Origin of the sequence: Pseudomonas sp. S32, assembly GCF_016648095.1 — a bacterium.
GTDB classification, from domain to species: Bacteria; Pseudomonadota; Gammaproteobacteria; order Pseudomonadales; family Pseudomonadaceae; genus Aquipseudomonas; species Aquipseudomonas parafulva.
In genome coordinates, this window is record NZ_JACVVF010000013.1 from 47,710 (window position 1) to 66,801 (window position 19,092).

Below are 19,092 nucleotides of genomic sequence, written 5' to 3' on the forward strand. Positions count from 1 at the left end.
AAATGCTACGATCTGTTTACAATGCGCACTAGACCGCTTTTTTACCAACCACCTTTGCTTGAGAGGCACAAATGGAACTGGCTGGACGCTCCGGTGAAATGGAGGTGTTCGCACGTGTGGCGCAAGCAGGCAGCTTGTCCGCCGCCGCCCGGGCGCTAGGCCTGACCCCCTCCGCCGTCAGCCGCATCCTGGCACGCACCGAGCAGCGCCTGGGCACGCGCCTGATGTTGCGCACAACCCGGGCGATCACCTTGACCCCAGAGGGCGAGGCTTACTTGCGGGGTGCACACCGGGTGCTTGCCGACATGCTCGAAGTGGAACAGGCCATCACCGACCAGGGTGTGCCCCGTGGCCGCCTGCGGGTCAGCGCCGCACTGGGGCACGGCCGCATGACCGTTGTGCCCCTGGTAGCAGCCTTCAGCGCCCGCTACCCGCAGGTGCTGGTGGACCTTACCCTCAGTGACGAGCTGGCGGACATCCTGGGCGGCCAGGCCGACGTGGCCCTGCGTTTCGGTGAGCTCCCCGACAGTTCCTTGAGCGCACGCCTGATCGGCGACACCGGCCAGGCCATCGTGGCCTCGCCTGGCTACCTGCAGCGCTGCGGCACGCCCCACGTGCCAGAAGACCTGCAAAACCACAACTGCCTGCGTTTCAACTTCCGCCGGGCGACACCCGACTGGCCGTTCAGCCGTGACGGTCAACTGTTCAGGCTGAAGGTGAACGGCAACATCCAATGCAGCAGCGGAGAGGCATTGGCGCAGTTGGCCAGGCTGGGCGCGGGCGTGGCACGCATTGGTACGTTCACCGTGGCAGAAGACTTGGCTAGCGGGCGCCTGGTATCACTGCTCGACGGCTACAACCCCGGTGACCGCGAACCGATCCATGCCGTGTTCGCGGGCGGGCCGTCCATGCCCGCGCGGGTGCGGGTGTTCGTCGACTTTCTGGTGGCGCACCCCCAAGGGCATCAGCATTGGCCTACGGCGTCGCCCCAAACGCCGCACAGATAGCACCTGCGGGGTCAACCACCTGCGACGCGCCCTGCCATCCCAGCCAGCGCCTTGCGCAGGCTTGGCAGGTCGCTGTAGCGGTGCTCGCCGGTAACCTTGCCATGGCTCAGTTCCAGCCACTGCACCGAGTCGCGGTCGCCCCCATACTGCTCTGCCACTTCGCCGCTGCGGTCGAGCAGAATGCGGTAATTGGCCGAGCGCATGGCTGGCACCATCACGGCCTGGACCATGCTGGGCATTTTCTCGATGTCGGCCACAAACACCACTCCGCGGGCTTCCAGATAGCCTGCAGGCGTATGCTCCACGGCGCTGTTGACCAACCGTGCACTGGCCATGCTGCGGGCCACCATCACCACCCGCACGTCGTCAGCAAGGGTATAGGCCTTGTCGTGCTGGTCATTCAACGTCCAGTTGCCGGCAGCCTGCGCCAGGGGCGTGAGCACTAAGGTCAGAAGCAGTAACAATGAAGGGCGCATGCGGCTGTCTCGCAGTGAAGGTTCCCACACACTAGACGGGTTGTTCGCGCTCGCCAAGCCGCCGTGCTTGAAGCGGTGGGCAGATGTTGCACAATAGCGCGGTCAGATGCCCGTCAAAGGAAACCTCATGCTGTATGTCGTCATGCTGGGCGGCCGCCACCCAGGCGCCAAGATCGAAGTGCACGACGTGGTCTTCGCCCAGGCCGAAACCCTTCAGCACACCTACCCGCAGCTACGTGACGCCTGGTTCGGCAGCCTGCAGGGCCTGCACGTGGACAGTTGGCTGGAGGTAGACGGGGTGGACGGCCAGCGCATCGAGTGGCACACCCAGCCCCCTGCTCGCGGTGCCAACCGTCTGTACTTCATCAACCTGGGTGGCTACGAGCGGGGTGTGTTCGGCGAAGCCCACCGGTACCTGCTGGTGAGCGCCCGCAACAAGACCGATGCCAAGGCGCTGGGGAAACTGCAGATGGCTGCCGGCTGGTTGAAGCCGCATACCGACGCGCTGCTGAACGTGGACGACTGCCTGGCTATTGACCAGGTAGGCGGGCTGCACCTGCACCTGGTGCCGGGGCCACACAAACCGACCGTCGCGCGTAATGACTATATCCCCATCTGATTCGGCCCCTTCAAGCGCTGGCCCTACCCTTCCCGCAGCCGATGGAGCTTCGGCGCCCTGAAGTGGTCTACCCTCAAGCCGAGCCCACCGCCCCGAGGGGAACACCATGAGCCTGATCCCAGCCTTGCCTGGCCACGCCAACGTACTGATTTGCGGCGCCAGCCGTGGCATAGGGCTGGCGCTGTGCACAGCGCTGCTGGCCCGCGACGATGTGCGTGTGCTGGTTGCCGTGGCGCGCCAGGCCAGCACCTGCGAAGCGCTGGGGGCACTGGGCAGGCAGTATGGCGAACGTGTGAGGCTGGTCGACTGCGACGCCAGGCACGAAGGCTCACTGGCGCTGCTGGCCACGGAGGTGGGTAGGGTTTGTGAGCACCTGAACCTCGTTGTCAGCACCCTCGGCATCCTGCACCAGGAAAACGCCAAGGCGGAAAAATCGTTGGCACAGCTTGACCTGGGGGGTTTGCAAGCAAGCTTCGCCACCAACGCCTTTGCGCCAATCCTGCTGCTCAAGCACGTGCTGCCTTTTCTGCGTAAACAGCCTGCCACGTTCGCGGCGTTGTCTGCCCGTGTCGGCTCGATCAGCGACAACCGATTGGGCGGTTGGTACAGCTACCGGTCAAGCAAGGCGGCCCTTAACCAGCTGTTGCACACGGCCAGCATCGAGTTGAAGCGGGTCAACCCAGCTGCCACGGTGCTGGCACTGCACCCAGGTACCACCGACACAGAGCTTTCCCGGCCCTTCCAAGGGAATGTGCCGGAAGGCAAGTTGTTCGAAACAGGGTTTGCAGCGCGCTGTGTCATCGAACTGGTGGGGCGCTTGGGGCCGTCGGTGACGGGCAGTTTCTGGGGGTGGGATGGTGAGCGGATTGGGTGGTAGGGAACCTTACCTCGACACTGCATCCGCTCGTCGTTGTGCGCACTAAAAAACGTGAGGCCTGTTCAATTTCCCCCATGACCCGCCGATACACCGTCAACGAATTGCCGTTTCCGGAGCCTTTCAATGTCACTGATCCCCGCACGTATCTCGCAGCGCATGACGTTAGCCATCCTGGCTTTGCTGGTTCTTACTGCTGCGGCGATATTTGCGGTGATTACGCTGGGTGGCAAACCCCGGCTGCTGGCCGCCGGAACGGACGCGGCCGAGCAGTCGGCAAAGGCCCTGACCAACGAACTGGCCCTGCCGCTGAACCGCATCGAGGGTACGGCCTCTGCCATGGCGCTGCTGGCACAGACCCTGCCTCACGATGTGGCGCTTTTCCAGGATAACCTGGCGGGCATTATCGACAGCCAAGGCAATGCCGCCATCGCAGGTGGCGGCGTTTGGCCAGAGCCCAACGCGTTCACGGCGGGGACCGAACGGCGTAGTTTTTTCTGGTCACGTAACGCCGACAACAAGCTGGTTTTTTCCGCCGAATACAACGATGCAAATACGCCGCCCTATCAGGCTGAGTCCTGGTATACCGGTGTCAAGTCCACCGCGCCTGGTCGTTGTGTCTGGTCGGACGCTTACCAGGACGCCGTAAGCGGTGTGGCAATGACCACATGCAGCGTGCCCTATCGCAATGGGGCCGCGTTCGCAGGTGTGGCCACCATCGACTTGAAGCTGGACGGCCTGGCCACTTTTCTCAAAGAGAAAGGCGATATAACAGGCGGTTATGCGTTTGCCGTGGATGCCTCGGGTAACGTGCTGTTCTTCCCCGATACCAAAGCCGACAAGGCACTGCTCACCGTCGCCGCGCTGGGCCAGGAGCTGCCCTGGCTCAAGCCCGTGGCGGATCGCCTGGCCGACAAATCGCAGGCCCTTTCAACATTCAGGCTGGACGACGATGGCAGGCTGGGCACTCCGGCTTACGTGACGCTGGCAACCATGGATAGCACCGGCTGGCGAATTGGCCTGGTAACGCCCGAATCCAGGGTCGTGGGCCTGGCAAATCATCTGACCGCGCAGATACTGTTGTTCCTGTTACCCCTGATGGCCATCCTGCTCGGCCTCGCCTGGCTGGCCGGCAAGCGGCTGTTGGTGCAGCTTGAGGAAACCACCCGGCAAATCGATACCCTGGGCCAAGGCGGCCAGGCCGGGGCTGGGCTGGAAATCGTGCGCGCCGATGAAATTGGTGCACTGCGCGAATCGGTCAATCATTACGCGGGCTCGTTGCGCGACATGCTGCACCGCATCGCCCAGGAATCTGTCTCGCTTGAGCGTCAGGCTGACGAACTGGCGCAATTGTCACACGGCTTGGCTGAACGCGCTGAGGCCCAGCGGCAGGACAACACCCTGCTGGCCACGGCAATCACTGAAATGTCGGCCAGTGCCAATGAAGTCGCACACAACACCTCTGATTGTTCCGACACTGCCCGGCGCTCATTGGATGACGCGCAGCAAAGCCAGAACCAGGTCAACGGCAACAGCCAGTTCATCGAGGGCCTGGCCACCGATATCTCCGGGGCTGCCGACGCTATCACGCAATTGGGAGCGGACATCGAACGTGTGGGGAGCGTGCTGGAGGTCATCAAATCCATCTCGCAACAAACCAACCTGTTGGCCCTCAACGCAGCCATCGAGGCTGCGCGCGCCGGCGAGCAGGGGCGTGGTTTCGCGGTGGTGGCCGATGAAGTACGCACGCTGGCCGGCCGCACGCAAACCTCTGCGAACGAGATTCAGGAGATGATTTCGCAACTTCGCCAGGCTTCAAGTTCAGCCGTTGCAACGATGCAAAACGGCGCCGAACGCACGCGGTCATCGGTGCAGCAGGCGGCCGGCGTCGCATCCACGTTGGGCACCACGGTAAAAAGCTTCGACGACATCGTCCAGCGTGCGCAACAGATTGCAGTGGCCGCTCAGCAGCAAAGTCACGTCACCCACGAAATCAACGAACTTGCCGTGCGCATCCATGCGTCCAGCGAGCAAGGGGCACGGGACGCCAATGCACTGCGTGAACTCGGCAAAGGCATGCAGTCGATCTCAAGCCGGCTGGGCGACTTGAGCCGGGGTGGGCGATAGCCCCTCTGGGCGGGGCGCAGTCAGGGACCGGCTTTTGATTAACAGCAACCGCCTGCGCCGGGGTCGTCGCAGGCGGCGCTGTAGGCTCATTTCCCGAGCATGGCGTTCAGGTTGCAAATGTCGGCTCAAGGATGCTCAGTTGACACGGAGTTGTTAGCCTCAACATCCTTCATGTCCTCCTCCAGCACATCCGCATCACGGGCCTCGTCCTCGTGGGTACGTGCAGTGCCGTTGTCGCGTGGTACCTGGCTGTCCTGATCGGAACCGGGGTTCCCTGGCGGTGGGTTCCAGTCTTCGGGCCGCTGCTGGGCCCCATTTTCCCCAGCACCCTGCTTAGGTTCGGATGGCGTCTGCTCCAGGCCGGAGCCATGGCCTTCACTGGTGTCAGGGATGTTGTGATCAATGGACATTGGCATTCTCCTGATAAAGGCGCTTGAATGGGCACCTGAAATTCAGAGCCGCTGGCTGACCCAGGAGTGCCTGACGGGCGACCAATGGCGCAGCAATGATCGGGAGGGCTTATTGCACGGCCACAACAGCGGCGCGCGCTGCCCTCAACCGACCTCTATCTGCGTAAGCCCCAACACTTCAGCCTGCGCCAGTACCTCTGCAGGCGTGGCATCGGCTGGCGGCATCACCAGGCTGTTCTCGCCATCACCAAAATGCAGCACGATCAGGTGCAGTGCAGCGTCGTGGGCAGGAAGCTCAGCCTGGTTCAGCTCAAAGGTATGGCTGGACGCGTTGCCGTTGAGTAGGTAGTGAACGGTGAACGTTTGCATGAGCACCTCGATCATGAGTGGGAGACTTATTACCTGACCGACAGGACAGGAAAAGATTCATGTCGAGGTGCTCGCGGCCCTATCCATCAGGGCAGACCCGCCCTGTTGAGGTAACGGCTACTGCTTCATGGTTTCTCGATAGGCCTCGATGAATGGCGCTTCGGCAGGATCGATCCGGTCCATGCCGGCCGCAATGCGGTGCCAGTAAGGGTACTGCGGTGCCAAGCGGGTAGCGTTCTCGATCTGTTGCAGGTCTTCGCACGTCAGCTTCAGCGCCACGGCCTGCAGGTTGTCCTGCAACTGTTCAAGGGTGCGCCCGGCGGTAATGACGCTGGTGATGCCGGGCCGGTCCTTCAGCCAAGCCAGGCACACCCGCGCGGGTGAGCAGCCATGCCGTTCCCCGACCGAAATCAGCGTTTCGATGATGTCGTAGGCGCGCTCGCGGTCGTGCACATAGGGTTCCGGCCAATCGTTGCCCTGGCGCGTGCCCTTTGGCGTCTGCTGCCCGCGGCGGACCTTGCCGGTCAACAAGCCCTCCCCCAGTGGCCCCCACACCAGCGTTGCGAAGCCCTGGTCGATGGCCATCGGCAAAAGCTCGTACTCGGCCTCGCGCGACTCAGGGGTGTAGTAGATCTGTTGGGACACCGGCTGCTGCCAGCCATTGAGTTGGGCACTGCCGAGGGTTTTCATCATCTGCCAGGCGGTGTAGTTGGAGGTGCCGAAGTAGCGGATCTTGCCGCTTTGCACCAGGTGGTCCAAGGCTGCAAGGGTCTCCTCGACAGGCGTAACGCCGTCCCAGTTGTGGATCTGGTACAGGTCAATATGGTCAGTGCCAAGGCGCTTGAGGCTGGCTTCACAAGCGCGGATCAGGTGATAGCGTGACGCGCCGCTGTCATTGGGGTTGTCACCCATCGGGCTGCGCGCCTTGCTGGCCAGGATGATCGACTGACGTCGCTCGCCCAGCGCCTTGCCCACGATCTCCTCAGCCAGCCCATGGGAATACAGGTCGGCCGTGTCCACCAGGTTGACGCCCGCATCAAAGGCCGCGTCGAACATGCGCCTGGCCAGGTCCACATCCACACTGCCGGTTTTCTCGAAGGCGCCGCGCCCACCAAACGGGACGGTCCCTACGACCAGTTCGGACACCATCAGCCCGGTATTGCCAAGTGCACGGTACTTCATGGGGTACTCCTTTCAAAAGACCTGAAGTACCGACGGCAATGGCTGCTGAATCGTTCCATCCATCGCACACGCACCTGGCGGAAAACTCGTCAGGGCCGCAGGAGGGGCTCTATGCCGATCCATTTCTTGACCGGGTGATAGCAGAGCTTCTGCGGCGGGATGGCCAGCGTCTGCCCCCCAACCTGCAAGCTCCCCAGGTGAATGGTCCACCTGGAGTCGGCATTGAACTGGTTGGTTTGGAAGATCACGTAGGCCGAGCCATATCGCTTGTTGTTGGTGAGTTTGGGAATCAGCCGGTGCACTTCATCGCTGTTGATGTCATAGGGCGAAGGCCGGGCGGACTGCTCGGTCAACGAGGGGAAATCGTGAATGTCGTCGCTGCCAACATAGACCTCGGGGCGCGCGTTCAGCCGTGTACCATCGGCAAAGGTGATATAGGCCTGGCGGCTGTCGTAGAGCACCGGCACAGGTGGCACGCCACGGGTCGAGCCTGATGAAGGCCGGGCGCGGTCCTGGTTGTAGGCAATCATCTGCACGTAGAACTCTGGCTGTTTGTACCGCTCGCCAGGGTACTCCACGTGCAACCCCTGTTCGTAGGGCTGATCCCGCCAGCGGGCGGCGTGGTCGTAGAGGTAGGTTTCAAGGTACACCGTGGTCTCACCCTGCGGGCCGGACACCTTGAACTGGAACTCGGACTCGCACAGGTCCGCATACGCAGCACGCTCGCGCTGCCAGGGGACACAGGCAGTGAGCGAGGTCACTGCAAGCATCAGCAGGGTAATACTGGCGCGTTTGAACACTGCCACCACCTCCATCGTCACGCTCGTCAGGTGGCTGAAGCCTGGTTGGCCAATTGAGCATGGGTGGCCAGTTCTTCGGCGATGAACGCCGAGATCATTGCCCGGTAGACCTGCTCGACGACTACCGGCGAGGCACCGGTTTCTTGCGCCATGGCGCGTACCTTGGCGATGACCTGCTCGACGCGCGCCGGGGCACGTACGTCGTCGGTGGTTTTCTTGAAGCCGGCAGCTTGCGCCACCAGGTCGCCGCGGCTGGCCAGCAGCGACACGACTTGCCGGTCGATCTCATCGATGCGCTGGCGGACTTCGTCCAGAGAGGTGCAACGCGTTTCCATTCGCCAGGTTTCCTTGTGTTGAAATTGAGGATGGTTCAAATCGGTCTGCCCGCCACTCAAGGCTCGATGCGTTTAAGCTCGTTGAGCAACTGCAGCAGCTGCGTCAGCTTTTCTTCGCCAAACTGAGCCTGAATCTTGCTGTAGTTGGCTTCCATGCCCTCGCGCATGGCATTGAAGCACGCCTGCCCGGCTACGGTCAGCATCACGAAGACCCGCCGTTGATCCTCTGTGCCCTTGCGCCGGCCTACCAACCCGTCACGCTCAAGGCGGCTGAGCACACCCGTCATGCTGGGTTTGAGAATACAGGCCAAGTGGGCAAGCTGGTGGCTCTCCAGTTCACCGTGCTGGTGCAGGATCCGAATGACACGCCATTGCTGCTCGGTCAGGTCATGTGCGTTGAGCAGTGGCCTGAAAAATGCCATTGCAGCCTCGCGGGCCTGCAGCAGGCTCAGCGTCAACGAGGGGCGCGTCTTGGTCATGGGTATTGCCTGTGCCGTTTGATCCAGCCCACGAGAGTAAGAGCTGACGCACGGTGCGGCAACTGGCACGGCCTGTGGAAAGTGCAAGCTGTTCCACGGAAAACCCATTCAAGCCACCACGGCAAGCTGCGAGCATCGTCTGCAAACAACGACAAGTACCCGCAGGTATCGCCACGTGGCCACATCACTGCAACTCCGCTTGCCGCTGCCGGTACTCACCCGGCGTGAGCCCCGCGTAACGGTTGAAGAACCGACTGAAATAGGCCGGGTCCTTGAAACCCAGCTGGTAGCAGATTTCGTTCACGGAACTGCCGGAGAACAGCAGCAGGCGCCTGGCTTCCTGCATCAGCCGCTCCAGCACCAGGCGCTTGGAGGGCAAGTCGGCCATGCGCCTGCAAATGTCATTGAGCCGCGCCTCGGTGACACCGATCTGCGCCGCATAGTTCGCCAGCGGCCAATGCTCGAGGTAGTGCGCTTCGATCAGCGCATTGAAGCGGTGGAAGATTTTCAAGTCTTCATGGCGCGCCGGGGTGGCCTCGCGCGAATGGGGGCAAAGCCGCAGCAGGCTGATCATGATCAACCGGGTCAGCGATTGCAGCGCAGCGTCGCGCCCCGGGCCAGGGCGGGAAAACTCGTCGCTGAGTGCGTCCAGCCACCCTTCCAGGCGCCGGGCTTCGGCCTGGTCAGTGGCCGACAAGCGCGCCAACGCTACGCAGGCCGGGCGCACCTGCATGCCGGCCGGCAACAAGCTCGCATCCGCCTCGATCAGCTGCCACACCAGTTGTTGCCGAACCGTAAGCACATGCCCGTCGCTGTCAGGATCAGTGACGAAAGAATGCGTCACCGTGGGCGGGGTAAGGAAGAACATCGGCCCCGCTTCGATGAACTGCTGGTCGTCGAGGTAGACACAGACGTTGCCGGATTTCACGTAATGCACCTGAAAGAAGCGATCGTGGCGGTGTACCGGCATGTTGCGGCCAAAGAAGCCGGCAAGGTTGCCCAGCCGGTCGTGGTGCACCTCGCTCTCGCTGTAGCGCTGGTCGTAGACCTGCCCGATGTTGATGTTGGGAATGGGGTGCCGGTTGCTCATTGCTGGTTGCCCGCCAAAAACGCTAGCTACGTTGCCAAGGCGCATGGTGCGCCCGCCAAGGGGGCACCACAAGGGAAGCCTTGACCATTGTTAACATATTAACTATAACATTAACACATTAACGATTATTGGGGCGGCACACTGCTCCACCACCGCCAGGAGAAAAGCATGAGCCATGCGTTGCATGACGTTGCGAACGGCACCGTGTTCGGCGTAGCGCTGAACTACAACGGCCTGCTGCAGCAGCGTCTGGCCGAGTTCGACAAGCCGCCTTACAAGCAGGCGCCGGTGAAGCCGGTGCTGTTCATCAAAACGCCCAATACCCGTAATACCCACGGTGGCGAGGTGGTTCACCCCGCCGGCGAACGCCTGCAACCAGGCCCGGCACTGGGCGTGGTCATCGGCAAGGATGCTACCCGGGTGAGCGCGGCTGATGCCCTGGCGCATGTGGCCGGGTTCACCATCGTCAACGAATACAGCCTGCCCGAAGACAGCTACTACCGCCCTGCGGTGAAAGCCAAGTGCCGTGACGGGTTCTGCACCATCGGCCCGGACCTTGTGCCCGTGCAGGCCGTTTCCGACCCGCACGACCTGACGCTGAAGCTGTACGTGAACGGTGCCGTAGTGCAGGAAAACACCACCGCAAACCTGGTGCGCAGCATCCCGCAACTCATCGCCGAACTCAGCGAGTTCATGACCCTGCATGCCGGGGACGTGCTGATCACCGGCACCCCTGAAGGCCGGGTCGACGTGCGCCCGGGTGATCGCGTGGCCGTCGAGATCACAGGCCTTGGCCGCCTGGCCAACACCATTGTTGCCGAGCTGGGAGAACCCGCATGAAACACGCGCGCATCCGTTATGAAGGCACCGTGCACGCGGCGACCGTGGAAGCCGACAGCACCCTGCGCCTGGCCGACGGCCGAGTGCTCGACGAGCATCAGGTCGAGTGGCTGCCACCGGCCAACGGCAGCATGTTCGCCCTCGGCCTGAACTATGCCGACCACGCCAGGGAACTGGCCTTTGCGCCGCCCACGGAGCCCCTGGCGTTCGTCAAATCCCCAGGCACCTACACCGGACACGATCAGGTCACCTGGCGCCCAAACAACGTCGACTACATGCACTACGAGTGCGAGCTGGTCGCGGTCATCGGCAAACCGGCGAAAAACGTCAAGCGTGAAGACGCCATGGCCTATGTGGCCGGCTATACGGTTTGCAACGACTACGCGATCCGCGACTACCTGGAAAACTACTACCGCCCCAACCTGCGGGTGAAGAACCGCGATGCCACCACGCCGGTAGGCCCGTGGATGGTCGATGCGGCCGATGTACCTGATGTCAGCAACCTGAAACTGCGCACCTGGATCAACGGTGAGTTGAAGCAGGAAGGCACCACGGCGGACATGATCTTCGACATCCCGCATCTGATCGAATACTTCTCCAGCTTCATGACCCTGCAGCCAGGCGACATGATCGCCACCGGCACGCCGGAGGGGCTCGCCGATGTGGTGCCAGGCGATGAAGTGGTGGTGGAGGTGGAAGGCGTCGGTCGCCTGGTCAACCGCATCGTCAGCGAAGCTGACTTCTTCAAGAACAACAAGGCATGAGCAGCATGATCAAGCACTGGATCAACGGCCGTGAGGTCGAGAGCAAAGACACGTTCGTCAACTACAACCCGGCCATCGGCGACGCCATCGGCGAAGTCGCCAGCGGCGGTGCCGAGGAAGTGGCGCAGGCCGTAGCGGCGGCCAAGGACGCTTTCCCCAAGTGGGCCAACACGCCAGCCAAGGAGCGTGCGCGGCTGATGCGCAGGCTGGGTGAGCTGATCGACCAGAACGTGCCGAAGCTGGCAGAGCTAGAAACCCTCGACACCGGCCTGCCGATCCACCAGACCAAGAACGTGCTGATCCCGCGTGCTTCCCACAACTTCGACTTTTTTGCCGAAGTGTGCACGCGCATGGACGGCCATTCCTATCCAGTTGATGACCAGATGCTCAACTACACCCTGTACCAGCCGGTAGGTGTGTGTGGCCTGGTTTCGCCCTGGAACGTGCCCTTCATGACCGCCACCTGGAAGACCGCGCCGTGCCTGGCACTGGGTAATACCGCGGTGCTCAAGATGAGCGAACTGTCGCCGCTGACCGCCAATGAGCTAGGCCGCCTGGCGGTGGAAGCCGGCATCCCCAAGGGCGTGCTCAACGTGATCCAGGGCTACGGCGCCACCGCCGGTGACGCGCTGGTGCGCCACCCTGACGTGCGCGCCATTTCGTTCACGGGCGGCACCGCCACCGGCCGCAAGATCATGCAGACCGCCGGCCTGAAAAAGTATTCGATGGAACTGGGCGGCAAGTCGCCCGTGCTGATTTTCGAGGACGCCGACCTTGAGCGGGCGCTGGACGCAGCACTGTTCACCATTTTCTCGCTCAATGGTGAACGCTGCACCGCCGGCAGCCGCATCTTCATCCAGGAAAGCGTTTACCCGCAGTTCGTCGCCGAGTTCGCTGCCCGGGCCCGGCGCCTGATCGTTGGCGACCCAACCGACCCCAAAACCCAGGTCGGCTCGATGATTACCCAGGCGCATTACGACAAGGTCACCGGTTACATCAAGATTGGTATGGAAGAAGGTGCCCGCCTGGTGGCCGGCGGCCTGGAGCGGCCCGCCAACCTGCCTGCGCACCTGGCCAAGGGGCAGTTCATCCAGCCGACCGTGTTTGCCGATGTGAACAACAAGATGCGCATTGCCCAGGAAGAAATCTTCGGGCCGGTGGCGTGCCTGATCCCGTTCACGGACGAGGCCCAGGCGCTGCAACTGGCCAACGACACCGAGTACGGCCTGGCCTCCTACATCTGGACTCAGGACATCGGCAAGGCCCACCGCCTGGCCCGTGGCATCGAAGCCGGCATGGTGTTCATCAACAGCCAGAACGTGCGCGACCTGCGTCAGCCGTTTGGTGGGGTGAAGGGCTCCGGTACCGGCCGTGAAGGCGGCCAGTACAGCTTCGAGGTGTTCGCCGAAATCAAGAACGTTTGCATTTCCATGGGCGGCCATCACATCCCGCGCTGGGGGGTGTAGGGCTCCAGGCAAAGTGGGTAACCCTGAGGGCGCGGCCTTGCCCGCCCTCACACGATAACAAGATCATCCTCTAACCGGAGTTACACATGGGCAAAGTCGCTCTCGCTGCCAAGATCACCCATGTACCGTCCATGTACCTGTCCGAACTGCCTGGCCCGCGCCAGGGGTTTCGCCAAGCGGCCATCGACGGGCATTACGAAATCAGCCGCCGCTGCCGTGAACTGGGGGTGGATACCATTGTGGTGTTCGACACCCACTGGCTGGTCAATGCCAATTACCACATCCTGTGTGGCGAGCACTTCAACGGTGTCTACACCTCCAACGAGCTGCCGCACTTCATCAGCAACATGGCTTACGCATTCCCGGGCAACAAGGAACTGGGCGTGATCCTGGGTGAGGCGTGCAATGCGTTCGGCGTCGAAACCATGGCCCACCACGCCACTACTCTGGGCCCGGAATACGGCACGCTGGTACCCATGCGCTACATGAACCAGGACCAGCACTTCAAGGTGATTTCGGTCTCGGCCTTGTGCACTTCCCACTACCTGGCCGACAGCGCCCGCCTAGGCTGGGCCATGCGCAAGGCCGTGGAAGACCATTACGACGGTACCGTGGCGTTTCTCGCCAGCGGGTCGCTGTCCCACCGCTTCGCGCAGAACGGCCAGGCACCGGACTTTGCCACCAAAGTGTGGAGCCCGTTCCTGGAGACGCTGGACCACCGTGTGGTGAAGATGTGGGAGAACGGCGAGTGGGAGGCGTTCTGCGCAATGCTGCCCGAGTACGCCGCCAAGGGCCACGGTGAGGGTTTCATGCACGACACCGCGATGCTGCTGGGCGTGCTCGGCTGGTCCAGCTACGCCGGCAAGGCCGAGGTGGTGACGCCTTACTTTGGGTCTTCGGGGACCGGGCAAATCAATGCCATCTTCCCTATCACCCCCCAGGACGGCTCGACCATACCGCCTGCGCAAGCGACCGATCTGGCGAGCGTGGTTTCCACCAGCCGCCTCTGACCCACCTGCCAGGCCACCGCTCGGCGGCCTGACGCCCTCGCTCACAGGAGGCACCCATGCCACACCTGGTTCTGCTTTACACCCCCGACCTGGAAGCCGAGGCCGATATGCCTGGCCTGTGCCGGGCACTGGCTGACTGCATGCTGGAACAGCGCGATGACACCGGCAAGGCAGTGTTTCCAACCGGCGGCACGCGCGTGCTTGCTTACCCGGCCGCCCATTGCGCGGTGGCTGACGGCAACGGCAACTACGGCTTCCTGTACGCCAACCTGCGTATGGGCACAGGCCGCAGCGCTGCGACCCACAAGGCGGTAGGCGACAACCTGCTGCAGGTGCTCACGCAGCACTTGAGCCCCGTACTGGCGCAACGACCGGTCGGCATCACCCTGCAAATCGACGAAAGCAGCCAGCAGGTCTACGACGCCAAGCACAGTACGTTGCACCCCCTGTTCAACCGCCCGGCCTGAGCCCAGGCTGGATGCTGTCTCATCACACAACAAGTACAAAAACCATGAGCACTCTCGAACATGCCTCCCTGGGCCGGCCCGATTCAGCGCTGGCCGATGCCACCCACCGTGCAATCACCTGGCGGCTGATGCCGTTGCTGCTGATCTGCTACTTGTTCGCCCACCTCGACCGCATCAATATCGGCTTCGCCAAGATGCAGATGAGCCAGGACCTGCAGTTGTCCGACACCGTCTACGGCCTGGGCGCCGGTCTGTTTTTCATTGCCTACGCGCTGTTTGGCGTACCCAGCAACCTGATGCTCGAACGCATCGGGCCACGCCGCTGGATCGCCACGCTGATGGTGGTGTGGGGAGCACTGTCGACCAGCATGCTGCTGATTGAAAGCAGCACCGCCTTCTACCTGCTGCGCTTCGCCCTGGGTGCCGCGGAGGCCGGGTTCTTCCCAGGCATCCTGGTGTACCTGAACCGCTGGTACCCGGCCGGGCGCCGGGCGCAGATCACCGCGTTGTTCGCCATCGCCGTGCCGCTGGCGGGCGTAGTGGGCGGGCCGGTATCGGGGGCGATCCTGGCGTTCATGCACGATGCAGGCGGGCTGCGGGGCTGGCAGTGGATGTTCCTGCTCGAAGGTGCACCCGTCATTCTGTTGGGCCTGGTGGTGCTGGCAGTGCTGCCGGAGCGCTTCGAACAGGTGAGCTGGCTGGACACCGCCCAGAAGAGCGCCTTGCGCGCCCAGTTTGGCCATGAAGAACAGCGCAAGCCCGTGACATCCCTGAGCGGCCTCGTTGCCAGCCGGGCGATCTGGCTGCTGGTGGCGGTTTACTGCGCAGTGATGCTCGCGGTGAATACCCTCGCGTTCTGGATGCCCAGCCTCATCCACGGCGCCGGCATCGGCAGCGATGCCAGTGTTGGGCTGCTCAGCGCCCTGCCCTACCTGGCCGGCTGCGCGTTCATGCTGGCGTGCGGGCGGTCCAGCGACCACAGGCGCGAGCGCCGCTGGCACCTGTGTGTGCCTTTGCTGATGGCCGCCGCTGGCATCGCCATCACCGGCCTGGCCCCGCAACAACCCTGGCCCGTGCTGGGCGGGCTGGTGCTGGCGGGCATGGGCGCCAGTGCGGCGCTGCCCATGTTCTGGCAATTACCCCCGGCATTTCTGAACGCGCGCACGCAAGCCGCCGGCATTGCCCTGATCAGTTCACTGGGCAGCATTGCGTCGTTTGCCGCGCCCTACTTCATCGGCTGGGTGCGCGACACCACGCAAAGCGCAAGCCTTGCGCTATACGCACTCGCCTGTTTCATCACCCTGGGCGCCCTGCTGGTACTGCGCACCCGGGCTGCCATCGTCAACCCTTGAATACAGAGATCGTCACCATGCTTGATACCGCATTCATCCAGCAGGCCGCTGAACGCCTGGACCAGGCCGAGCGCTCACGCGAGCAGGTCCGCCAGTTTTCCCAGGACGTACCGGCGATCACCATCGAAGACGCCTATGCCATCCAGCGTGCCTGGGTGGCCAGGAAAATGGCCGCCGGGCGCAAACTGGTCGGCCACAAGATTGGCCTGACCTCACGCGCCATGCAGGTGTCCTCCAACATCACCGAGCCGGACTACGGCGCGCTGCTGGACGACATGTTGTTCGACGAAGGCAGTGACATTCCCTTAGACCGGTTCATCGTGCCGCGGGTGGAAGTGGAGTTGGCGTTCATCCTCGGCAAGCCGCTCAAAGGCCCCAATGTCAGCGTGTTCGACGTACTGGAAGCCACCGAGTGGGTCATCCCGGCCTTGGAAATCATCGACGCGCGTATTCAGCAGGTCGACCCGGTTACCCAGGCTACACGCAAGGTGTTCGACACCATCTCCGACAACGCCGCCAATGCCGGTGTGGTGATGGGCGGGCGGGCGGTGCGGCCGGGCGACGTCGACCTGCGCAAGGTACCGGCGGTGCTGTACCGCAACGGCGTGATCGAAGAATCGGGGGTCAGTGCGGCCGTGCTCAACCACCCGGCCAAGGGCGTTGCCTGGCTGGCCAACAAGCTGGCGGCGTACGACGTAACTCTGCAACCTGGGCAGATCATCCTCGGCGGCTCGTTCACCCGGCCGGTGGCCGCCCGCCCTGGCGACACGTTCCACGTGGACTACGACATGCTCGGCTCCATCGCCTGCCGCTTCGTCTGAGGGACCGACCATGGACATGCCCATCAATCACTTCAAGCAACGCCTGCACAGCGGGCAGCCCCAGATCGGCCTGTGGCTCGGCCTGGCTGATGCCTACTGCGCTGAATTGGCCGCCAACGCTGGCTTCGACTGGTTGCTCATCGACGGCGAGCACGCCCCCAACGACCTGCGCGGGATGCTCGCACAGTTGCAAGCCATAGCGCCCTACCCCAGCCACGGGGTCATCCGCCCTGTGGTGGGCGACACCGCGCTGATCAAGCAGGTGCTGGATATCGGCGCCCAGACCTTGCTGGTACCGATGGTCGAAACGGCCGAGCAGGCCCGGCAGCTGGTGAAGGCTGTGCACTATCCGCCTCACGGCATCCGGGGCGTGGGCAGTGCGCTGGCCCGTGCTTCACGCTGGAACAGCATCGCCGGCTACCTCGACCATGCGGATGAGCAGATGTGCCTGCTGGTGCAGATCGAGAACGCCGAAGGCATGGCCAACCTGGACAGTATCCTGGCGGTGGACGGCGTGGACGGTGTATTTATCGGGCCAGCTGACCTCAGCGCGGCCATGGGGCACCGTGGCAACCCGGGGCACCCGCAGGTGCAGGCGGCCATCGAGGATGCGATCGTGCGCATCGCCAAGGCCGGCAAGGCGGCGGGTATTCTCAGTGCCGACCAGAGGCTGGCACGGCGGTACATCGAACTGGGTGCAGCATTTGTTGCGGTGGGTGTCGATACCACAGTGCTGATGCGTGGGCTGCGGGACCTGGCGGGGGCGTTCAAAGGCATGCCGACATCGGACACCAGCGCCGGGGTGTATTGACCTTCAAGCACTAGGTCGGGAACCCCCGGTGTCAGGGTAGTGGTCGTGTCCCCCGGTTTTTGAAAAGCATTTCGGGGGCGGCAATGTATGGTCATGCCTTTCTATTCCGAAGCCACCAAACCCCGTTGGTGGTTCTGGAGATTACGAAAGCAGCGAACGAGGTATGATTACTGCCTCCTCGACAGCCTGGCGCGACGTACATTGCCGAATGTTTCCGATTGAAATATATTGCGAAACATTCCTGTTTGCCTGTGTTTCTCACCATGGCCGCTTATTCCTCCTCTCCCCATTCTGATCAGGGCGTCGCGACGCTGTATGGCGCTCATCATGGCTGGCTGGTGAATTGGCTGCGGGGCCGTCTGGGCTGTTCTCATCAGGCCGCCGACATGGCGCAAGACACGTTCATGCGCGTGTTGCTGGAGGACCGCAAACAACCGATCACCCACAAATTGATCGAACCCAGACACTTTCTGGTCACCATCGCCCGACGGGTCATGGTCGACAGTTTTCGGCGTCGGTCGGTGGAAGAGGCCTACCTGCGAATCCTCGCTGAACAGCCCGACCATTACGCTGTCTCCCCGGAAGAACGCCTGATGCTGCTGGAAACCCTGCACGCGCTGGACGCGATGCTCAGCGGGCTGGGCAAGCGGGTGAAGACCGTGTTCCTGCTCGCGCAGTTGCAGGGTCTGGCTTACAAGGACATTGCTGAACAACTGGGCGTATCGGTGAGTTCGGTGACCAAATACATCGCCCGCGCCACCGAACATTGTCTGCTGTTCCAGCTGGAGCACGGCGCGTGAACCATTCCCCCGAACATCAGGCCTTGAGCGCAGCGGCCCACTGGTTTGCACGCATGGGCGCCACGCCAGGTGACGCCGCGATGCAGCGCCAGTTCCAGACCTGGCACGACGAAAACCCCTTGCACTCCTGGGCCTGGGAACGGGTCGCGCTGTTGCAGGCACAACTGGGCAATGCCAGGGGCGCGCTGGGGTATCAGGTACTGGATCGCGCAGGTCGCGCTTCAGTCGGGCGACGTGGCGTGCTCAAAACGGTTGCGCTGTGTGCCGGTCTTGGCGCGCTGGGCTGGGCGGGGTATCGTGAAGCGCCCGTGTTGCTCGCCGATCTGCGCACTGACACTGGCGAGCGCCTGACCCGCACATTGGCCGATGGCAGTACGCTTGTCCTGAACACGGCCAGTGCCGTGGACATCGTGTTCAACGCAGAGGCGCGACTGATTCTGCTGCGCCATGGCGAAATCTTCATCGAAACCGCCAAGGATCCCCGGCCCTTCATCGTGCGCAGCGCACAGGGTGACATGGAGGCACTGGGCACCCGTTTCAGCGTGCGGCAGCAGGACGGTGTCACGCAGTTGACCGTGTTTCAGCATGCGGTGGCGGTTCGCCCTGAAGGCGCGCCGGGGGAGCAGACGATCATCGACAGCGGCCAGACCCTGAGCCTCAACGCTCGCACGTTGTTCGATCGTCACCCGCTGGACCCTCTGGCTGACACGTGGGTTAGCGGCCGACTCGTGGTCGATGGCTGGCGGCTGGACCGTCTCATCGGTGAATTGCAGCGCTATCGCAGCGGATACCTCGGTTGCGCGCCAGAGATTGCGCACCTTCGGGTCTCGGGTTCCTATCCGCTGGATGACATCGATCTGGCGCTGTCAGCGATTGCCCGCTCGTTGCCGGTCAAGGTGGTGCGCTATACCGATTTCTGGACGCGCCTGGTGGAGCATCAAGCGTCCGTCTGACTTTTTTCATTTTTTTTTGGGTGACATTGTCGATTTGCCC

Annotated in this window: 21 protein-coding genes and 2 pseudogenes; 15 read left to right on the forward strand and 8 right to left on the reverse strand. The window is 62.8% G+C overall.

What is annotated here, in order from left to right:
• The first annotated feature begins 71 nt into the window (after nt 1-71).
• Nucleotides 72-1,007: a LysR family transcriptional regulator gene (locus tag IAE38_RS09655; protein ID WP_201217354.1), complete on the forward strand. Its 936-nt coding sequence runs from the start codon at nt 72-74 to the stop codon at nt 1,005-1,007.
• Between the two features lie 11 nt (nt 1,008-1,018).
• Here the strand turns inward: IAE38_RS09655 and IAE38_RS09660 are convergent, their stop codons facing one another.
• Nucleotides 1,019-1,483, reverse strand: a complete 465-nt coding sequence (locus IAE38_RS09660) for a hypothetical protein (RefSeq protein ID WP_201164389.1) — start codon at nt 1,481-1,483, stop codon at nt 1,019-1,021.
• 127 nt (nt 1,484-1,610) lie between these two features.
• Between IAE38_RS09660 and IAE38_RS09665 the strand changes: the two genes are divergently transcribed.
• From IAE38_RS09665 to IAE38_RS24280, 4 genes and pseudogenes are all read left to right on the forward strand, one after another.
• A complete protein-coding gene (locus IAE38_RS09665; RefSeq protein WP_201164388.1) occupies nt 1,611-2,102 on the forward strand; it encodes a DUF1543 domain-containing protein in 492 nt (163 codons plus the stop codon).
• Nucleotides 2,103-2,208: 106 nt separating this feature from the next.
• Nucleotides 2,209-2,979 carry an SDR family NAD(P)-dependent oxidoreductase gene (locus tag IAE38_RS09670; protein WP_201217355.1) on the forward strand — a complete coding sequence of 257 codons (771 nt, stop codon included), beginning with the start codon at nt 2,209-2,211 and terminating at the stop codon, nt 2,977-2,979.
• A gap of 336 nt (nt 2,980-3,315) precedes the next feature.
• Nucleotides 3,316-3,984: pseudogene (locus IAE38_RS24275) on the forward strand (PDC sensor domain-containing protein); the annotation flags it as partial.
• Nucleotides 3,985-4,509: 525 nt separating this feature from the next.
• A pseudogene (locus IAE38_RS24280) lies at nt 4,510-5,103 on the forward strand (methyl-accepting chemotaxis protein); the annotation flags it as partial.
• Between the two features lie 125 nt (nt 5,104-5,228).
• Here the strand turns inward: IAE38_RS24280 and IAE38_RS09680 are convergent.
• The 7 genes from IAE38_RS09680 to hpaA all read right to left on the reverse strand — a co-directional run bounded on the left by IAE38_RS09680 (nt 5,229) and on the right by hpaA (nt 9,768).
• Nucleotides 5,229-5,513, reverse strand: a complete 285-nt coding sequence (locus tag IAE38_RS09680) for a hypothetical protein (RefSeq protein ID WP_201164385.1) — start codon at nt 5,511-5,513, stop codon at nt 5,229-5,231.
• A gap of 144 nt (nt 5,514-5,657) precedes the next feature.
• Nucleotides 5,658-5,882 (reverse strand): hypothetical protein, encoded by a 225-nt coding sequence (locus IAE38_RS09685; RefSeq protein WP_201217359.1) that lies wholly within the window; start codon nt 5,880-5,882, stop codon nt 5,658-5,660.
• A 117-nt stretch (nt 5,883-5,999) separates the two neighbouring features.
• Nucleotides 6,000-7,064: an aldo/keto reductase gene (locus IAE38_RS09690; RefSeq protein WP_060481301.1), complete on the reverse strand. Its 1,065-nt coding sequence runs from the start codon at nt 7,062-7,064 to the stop codon at nt 6,000-6,002.
• Nucleotides 7,065-7,153: 89 nt separating this feature from the next.
• Nucleotides 7,154-7,879, reverse strand: coding sequence for a hypothetical protein (locus IAE38_RS09695; protein WP_201217360.1), 726 nt, complete (start codon nt 7,877-7,879; stop codon nt 7,154-7,156).
• 11 nt (nt 7,880-7,890) lie between these two features.
• On the reverse strand, nt 7,891-8,199 hold the full coding sequence (locus tag IAE38_RS09700) for a chorismate mutase (protein ID WP_201164380.1): 309 nt from the start codon (nt 8,197-8,199) through the stop codon (nt 7,891-7,893).
• Nucleotides 8,200-8,255: 56 nt separating this feature from the next.
• Entirely contained in the window at nt 8,256-8,678 is a 423-nt protein-coding gene (gene hpaR, locus IAE38_RS09705) for a homoprotocatechuate degradation operon regulator HpaR (protein WP_201164379.1), read from the reverse strand.
• A gap of 184 nt (nt 8,679-8,862) precedes the next feature.
• Nucleotides 8,863-9,768, reverse strand: coding sequence for a 4-hydroxyphenylacetate catabolism regulatory protein HpaA (hpaA, locus tag IAE38_RS09710; protein ID WP_201217362.1), 906 nt, complete (start codon nt 9,766-9,768; stop codon nt 8,863-8,865).
• 168 nt (nt 9,769-9,936) lie between these two features.
• On the opposite strand from hpaA, the gene IAE38_RS09715 reads away from it, so the two are divergent.
• The 10 genes from IAE38_RS09715 (at nt 9,937) to IAE38_RS09760 (ending at nt 19,052) form a co-directional block, all read left to right on the forward strand.
• Complete coding sequence (locus IAE38_RS09715) at nt 9,937-10,608, forward strand: fumarylacetoacetate hydrolase family protein (protein WP_201217364.1); 672 nt, start codon at nt 9,937-9,939, stop codon at nt 10,606-10,608.
• Nucleotides 10,605-11,372 (forward strand): fumarylacetoacetate hydrolase family protein, encoded by a 768-nt coding sequence (locus IAE38_RS09720; protein ID WP_201217365.1) that lies wholly within the window; start codon nt 10,605-10,607, stop codon nt 11,370-11,372. The genes IAE38_RS09715 and IAE38_RS09720 overlap by 4 nt, the downstream gene beginning before the upstream one ends.
• A 5-nt stretch (nt 11,373-11,377) precedes the next feature.
• Nucleotides 11,378-12,838, forward strand: a complete 1,461-nt coding sequence (gene hpaE, locus IAE38_RS09725; RefSeq protein WP_201217425.1) for a 5-carboxymethyl-2-hydroxymuconate semialdehyde dehydrogenase — start codon at nt 11,378-11,380, stop codon at nt 12,836-12,838.
• Between the two features lie 86 nt (nt 12,839-12,924).
• Entirely contained in the window at nt 12,925-13,848 is a 924-nt protein-coding gene (gene hpaD, locus IAE38_RS09730) for a 3,4-dihydroxyphenylacetate 2,3-dioxygenase (protein ID WP_201217367.1), read from the forward strand.
• Nucleotides 13,849-13,904: 56 nt separating this feature from the next.
• Nucleotides 13,905-14,315: a 5-carboxymethyl-2-hydroxymuconate isomerase gene (locus tag IAE38_RS09735; RefSeq protein ID WP_201164374.1), complete on the forward strand. Its 411-nt coding sequence runs from the start codon at nt 13,905-13,907 to the stop codon at nt 14,313-14,315.
• A 44-nt stretch (nt 14,316-14,359) separates the two neighbouring features.
• Nucleotides 14,360-15,667 carry an MFS transporter gene (locus IAE38_RS09740; protein ID WP_236403791.1) on the forward strand — a complete coding sequence of 436 codons (1,308 nt, stop codon included), beginning with the start codon at nt 14,360-14,362 and terminating at the stop codon, nt 15,665-15,667.
• A 17-nt stretch (nt 15,668-15,684) separates the two neighbouring features.
• Nucleotides 15,685-16,488 (forward strand): 2-oxo-hept-4-ene-1,7-dioate hydratase, encoded by an 804-nt coding sequence (gene hpaH, locus IAE38_RS09745; protein WP_201217370.1) that lies wholly within the window; start codon nt 15,685-15,687, stop codon nt 16,486-16,488.
• 10 nt (nt 16,489-16,498) lie between these two features.
• The gene (gene hpaI / locus IAE38_RS09750; protein ID WP_201217372.1) at nt 16,499-17,299 is read left to right on the forward strand and encodes a 4-hydroxy-2-oxoheptanedioate aldolase; all 801 of its coding nucleotides are present in this window, start codon (nt 16,499-16,501) and stop codon (nt 17,297-17,299) included.
• Nucleotides 17,300-17,562: 263 nt separating this feature from the next.
• Complete coding sequence (locus IAE38_RS09755) at nt 17,563-18,099, forward strand: sigma-70 family RNA polymerase sigma factor (protein WP_201217373.1); 537 nt, start codon at nt 17,563-17,565, stop codon at nt 18,097-18,099.
• Entirely contained in the window at nt 18,096-19,052 is a 957-nt protein-coding gene (locus IAE38_RS09760) for a FecR domain-containing protein (protein WP_201217375.1), read from the forward strand. The genes IAE38_RS09755 and IAE38_RS09760 overlap by 4 nt, the downstream gene beginning before the upstream one ends.
• Nucleotides 19,053-19,092: the final 40 nt, after the last annotated feature.

Bases quoted from the DNA above. Each gene is read 5' to 3' on its own strand.
- IAE38_RS09670 (WP_201217355.1), top strand. From the start codon at position 2,209: ATGAGCCTGATCCCAGCCTTGCCTGGCCACGCCAACGTACTGATTTGC.
- IAE38_RS09685 (WP_201217359.1), bottom strand. From the start codon at position 5,882: ATGCAAACGTTCACCGTTCACTACCTACTCAACGGCAACGCGTCCAGC.
- IAE38_RS09660 (WP_201164389.1), bottom strand. From the start codon at position 1,483: ATGCGCCCTTCATTGTTACTGCTTCTGACCTTAGTGCTCACGCCCCTG.
- IAE38_RS09740 (WP_236403791.1), top strand. From the start codon at position 14,360: ATGAGCACTCTCGAACATGCCTCCCTGGGCCGGCCCGATTCAGCGCTG.
- IAE38_RS09720 (WP_201217365.1), top strand. From the start codon at position 10,605: ATGAAACACGCGCGCATCCGTTATGAAGGCACCGTGCACGCGGCGACC.
- hpaI (WP_201217372.1), top strand. From the start codon at position 16,499: ATGGACATGCCCATCAATCACTTCAAGCAACGCCTGCACAGCGGGCAG.
- hpaR (WP_201164379.1), bottom strand. From the start codon at position 8,678: ATGACCAAGACGCGCCCCTCGTTGACGCTGAGCCTGCTGCAGGCCCGC.
- IAE38_RS09680 (WP_201164385.1), bottom strand. From the start codon at position 5,513: ATGTCCATTGATCACAACATCCCTGACACCAGTGAAGGCCATGGCTCC.
- IAE38_RS09665 (WP_201164388.1), top strand. From the start codon at position 1,611: ATGCTGTATGTCGTCATGCTGGGCGGCCGCCACCCAGGCGCCAAGATC.
- IAE38_RS09700 (WP_201164380.1), bottom strand. From the start codon at position 8,199: ATGGAAACGCGTTGCACCTCTCTGGACGAAGTCCGCCAGCGCATCGAT.
- IAE38_RS09755 (WP_201217373.1), top strand. From the start codon at position 17,563: ATGGCCGCTTATTCCTCCTCTCCCCATTCTGATCAGGGCGTCGCGACG.
- hpaA (WP_201217362.1), bottom strand. From the start codon at position 9,768: ATGAGCAACCGGCACCCCATTCCCAACATCAACATCGGGCAGGTCTAC.
- IAE38_RS09735 (WP_201164374.1), top strand. From the start codon at position 13,905: ATGCCACACCTGGTTCTGCTTTACACCCCCGACCTGGAAGCCGAGGCC.
- IAE38_RS09655 (WP_201217354.1), top strand. From the start codon at position 72: ATGGAACTGGCTGGACGCTCCGGTGAAATGGAGGTGTTCGCACGTGTG.
- hpaH (WP_201217370.1), top strand. From the start codon at position 15,685: ATGCTTGATACCGCATTCATCCAGCAGGCCGCTGAACGCCTGGACCAG.
- IAE38_RS09690 (WP_060481301.1), bottom strand. From the start codon at position 7,064: ATGAAGTACCGTGCACTTGGCAATACCGGGCTGATGGTGTCCGAACTG.
- IAE38_RS09695 (WP_201217360.1), bottom strand. From the start codon at position 7,879: ATGGAGGTGGTGGCAGTGTTCAAACGCGCCAGTATTACCCTGCTGATG.
- IAE38_RS09715 (WP_201217364.1), top strand. From the start codon at position 9,937: ATGAGCCATGCGTTGCATGACGTTGCGAACGGCACCGTGTTCGGCGTA.
- hpaE (WP_201217425.1), top strand. From the start codon at position 11,378: ATGATCAAGCACTGGATCAACGGCCGTGAGGTCGAGAGCAAAGACACG.
- hpaD (WP_201217367.1), top strand. From the start codon at position 12,925: ATGGGCAAAGTCGCTCTCGCTGCCAAGATCACCCATGTACCGTCCATG.